Source organism: Micromonospora sp. NPDC003776, from assembly GCF_053605645.1.
In genome coordinates this window covers 1-3,100 of record NZ_JBSGJR010000705.1, presented here as the reverse complement: position 1 = coordinate 3,100, position 3,100 = coordinate 1, and the positions used below count along the sequence as shown (strand labels likewise).

The 3,100-nt window shown below is 76.1% G+C and carries 5 protein-coding genes; 2 read left to right on the top strand and 3 right to left on the bottom strand.

What is annotated here, in order from left to right; translation table 11 throughout:
• Positions 1-478 (top strand): HD domain-containing protein (locus tag ACWEVO_RS33680; RefSeq protein WP_452311460.1); only part of this gene is annotated, 478 nt, incomplete at its 5' end.
• Between the two features lie 29 nt (positions 479-507).
• Here the strand turns inward: ACWEVO_RS33680 and ACWEVO_RS33675 are convergent.
• From ACWEVO_RS33675 to ACWEVO_RS33665, 3 genes are all read right to left on the bottom strand, one after another.
• Positions 508-1,404 (bottom strand): alpha/beta hydrolase, encoded by an 897-nt coding sequence (locus ACWEVO_RS33675; RefSeq protein WP_452311459.1) that lies wholly within the window; start codon positions 1,402-1,404, stop codon positions 508-510.
• Positions 1,405-1,456: 52 nt separating this feature from the next.
• Positions 1,457-1,675: a hypothetical protein gene (locus tag ACWEVO_RS33670; protein WP_452311458.1), complete on the bottom strand. Its 219-nt coding sequence runs from the start codon at positions 1,673-1,675 to the stop codon at positions 1,457-1,459.
• A gap of 63 nt (positions 1,676-1,738) precedes the next feature.
• A complete protein-coding gene (locus ACWEVO_RS33665; RefSeq protein ID WP_452311457.1) occupies positions 1,739-2,635 on the bottom strand; it encodes a LysR family transcriptional regulator in 897 nt (298 codons plus the stop codon).
• 88 nt (positions 2,636-2,723) lie between these two features.
• On the opposite strand from ACWEVO_RS33665, the gene ACWEVO_RS33660 reads away from it, so the two are divergent.
• The coding region (locus tag ACWEVO_RS33660) for an NAD(P)-binding domain-containing protein (RefSeq protein ID WP_452311456.1) at positions 2,724-3,100 on the top strand (377 nt) is incomplete at its 3' end.

The window sequence follows — 3,100 nt, the reverse complement described above, 5'->3', positions numbered from 1 at the left end:
GCAGCTCACCGACGCGCTGGCGCAACGCTTCCCGCAGCTCGCGTTCGACCCCGCGGCGGTCCACTTCGGCGCGGCCAGCCACGACATCGGCAAGGTCGTCCACCCGCAGGAGCTGACCGGGCCCGGCTCCACGCACGAGGCCGCCGGCCGCGACCTGCTGGTACGCCACGGCGTGCCGCCGGCGCTGGCCCGGTTCGCGGCCACCCACGCCGCCTGGCGGCAGCCCGGGATCGGCATCGACGACCTGCTGGTCAGCGTGGCCGACAAGGTGTGGAAGGGCAAGCGGGTGGCCGACCTGGAGGACCTCGTCGGGGACCGGCTGGCCGCCGCCACCGGCCGCGAGCGGTGGTCGGTGTTCCTCGACCTGGACGAGATCCTCGACCGCCTCGCGGCCGACGCGGACCGGCGGCTCGCCTTCCAGTCCCTTCACCCGGTACGGGACAGCCCGGGGCGGTTCCCGGGCCGCCCGCGCGGCTGAACCGACCCCGACGCCGAGGGCGAATGAGGTCAGCCGGCCAGCGCCGCGCTGATCGCGCGGACCTGACCGGGGGCGACCGAGGTCCAGAAGTCACCGTCGTGGCAGCCGGTGCGGATCTCCACCACTCCCGGGTCGGGCAGCCGGTCACGCAGCGCCCGGACCGCCGGGGTGAACGGGTCCGCCGCGCCGATCGCGATCCGCACCGGCAGGCCGGCGAACTCGCGGGCCCGGGCGGTCACGTCGTAACGGGCCCACTCCTCGGCGCTGTCGAAGGCCCCGGCGTTGACCCGCCGCGCGTCGGCGTACGAGTGGAAGATCGCCGGCGAGGTGGCCACCACGGCCCGGAACCGGTCGGGGTGGGTGAGGGCGGCGACCAACGCGCCGTACCCGCCCATCGACCAGCCGGCGATCGCGACCCGGTCGGCCGCCAGCCCCCGCCCGGCGAGCAGCGGCAGGTACTCGTCGACCAGCATGCCGAGCGGGTCGTCGTCGGGGTGAGGGTGCCAGTAGCCGTCCCCGCCGTCCACGGCGGCGATGGCGAACGGGACAGCCCCGTGCGGCAGCTCCCCGGCCAGAAACTGCGGGTACGCGCCCGCGCCGACGGCGGCGCGGGCGTCGGAGGCGAACCCGTGCAGGGCCAGACAGACCGGGAGCAGGGCGCCCGGGGCGTACCCGGGTGGGTAGGCGATGGCGAAGCCGACCTCCCGACGGCGTGCCACCGAGCGGAAGCTGCCGGTGACCGGCGGCGGGACCGCGGCGCGCGGCGCGTCCGGCGGACGGGCGTCGCACCGGCCGAGGGCGTGATCAAGCACCGAGCGGCCGGGCAGCACCCCCGCGTCGACCAGCGCGACGCCGCCGGCACCGAGGCCGGCGAGGCCGACGGCGGCGCCGGCGGCCTGGAGAAGTCGACGTCGGGTGACGGGCATCCCGTCACAGTAGGGCTCCGGCCCGGCCGAGGGAGTCCCGCGTGATCCCCGCCTATCCGCCGGTCCCCTCGGGCGCCTCGTAGATCCACGACTCTTCCGCGCCCTCGGGCGCATGCTCGACCCGGCGGTATTCGACCACGCCCGTCGTCTCGTGGGCGCCGTGCAGTTTGAGCGGGTAGTTCAGCGGCGGGTCGTCCGCGTCCGGTACCTCCCAGTCCACCGCCACCCCGTCGTACGGCCCGCCGCGGAAACGCACTCTCACACTCGCCACGTCACCGAGCGTAGCGATGCGCGACGCCGTGCGGGCCCGGATGGCGCTCGGCGGCCGCCCCGGTCAGCCCAACCCGGCCGCCGCCTCGGTCAGCTCGGTGAGGAACCGCCGCACCGCGGGCGGCCGACCGCGCCCCGCAACCGTGGCGGCGAAGACCCGCCGGACCGAGGCGTCGTCGGGGTGCAACCGGAGCAGGGCCAGGTCCGGCGGAGTGGCCCGCACGGCGAGCGCCGGCACCAGCGCCACCCCCAGCCCGGCCGCGACACAGCCCAACTTGCCCGTCCATTCGGCGGCCACGATGTCGACGCGGGGCCGGAAACCCGCCGGCAGGGTGGCCCGCAGCAGCGTCTCCTCGGCCGTGGCCGAGCCGGCGATGAACGGGTCGTCGGCCAGCTCGTGCAGCCGGACGGTGCGCCGGTCCGCGAGCCGGTGCGTCCGGGGCACCGCCACCAGCAGCACCTCGTCGACGAGGTGGTGCAGGTCGAACCGGGTGTCGTCCAGCGGCTGGTCGGGTGCCGCGCTCACCACGGCGACATCAGCGTCCCCGGCGACCAGCCGGTCCAGCAACCCGGGCGTGAGCCCCTCGACGAGCTGCACCGCCACCCCGGGATGGGCGGACCGGAACGCGGCCAGGGCGCGCGGCACGAGCGCGGCCACCGCCGTCGGGAACGCGCCGACCCGCAGCCGGCCGGCGGTCAGGTCCCGCAGCGCGGCCAGATCCCGCCGGGCGGTGTCGAGCCGGTCCAGCACCGCCTCGGCGTGGCCGAGCAGGCAACACCCCTCCTCGGTCAGCGCCACACCCCGCGGCAGCCGGTCGAACAGGGGCACGCCGACCTCCGCCTCCAGCGCGGCGATCTGCCGGGACACCGCGGACTGGGTGTAACGGAGGCTGCGCGCGGCCGCCGTGATGGACCCGTGTGCGGCGACCGTACGGAAGGTGTGGAGAGCTTCGGGCAGCACCCGCTCATCCTGCCATGCGTCGTGCACATGCCAGGCATGCGAGACATTCGCTGGTGGCATGGCTCTGTCGGCTCTAGCGTTCCCGGACATGCACGCCATCGCACTGCTCGGCACCGGCACGATGGGCGCGGCCATCGGCCGCCGCCTGCTGGCCCTCGGGCACCGACCCACCGTCTGGAACCGCACCCCGGCCCGCACCCGACCGCTCGTCGCGGCCGGCGCCCACCCCGCCGCCACCCCCGCCGACGCCGTCCGCGACGCCGACGTGGTGATCACCATGCTCACCGACGCCACCGCCGTACGGGACGTGCTACGCGCCGCCGGCCCCGCCCTGCGACCCGGCACCCACGTGGTCGACATGTCCACCGTCGTCGGACCCCGCCGCGCTGGCGGGGGTCTCGCCGGGGATGGGGCTGCCGCAGGAGACGGTCGGCGACATGGCTCTGATCGACCTGACCGTGCACG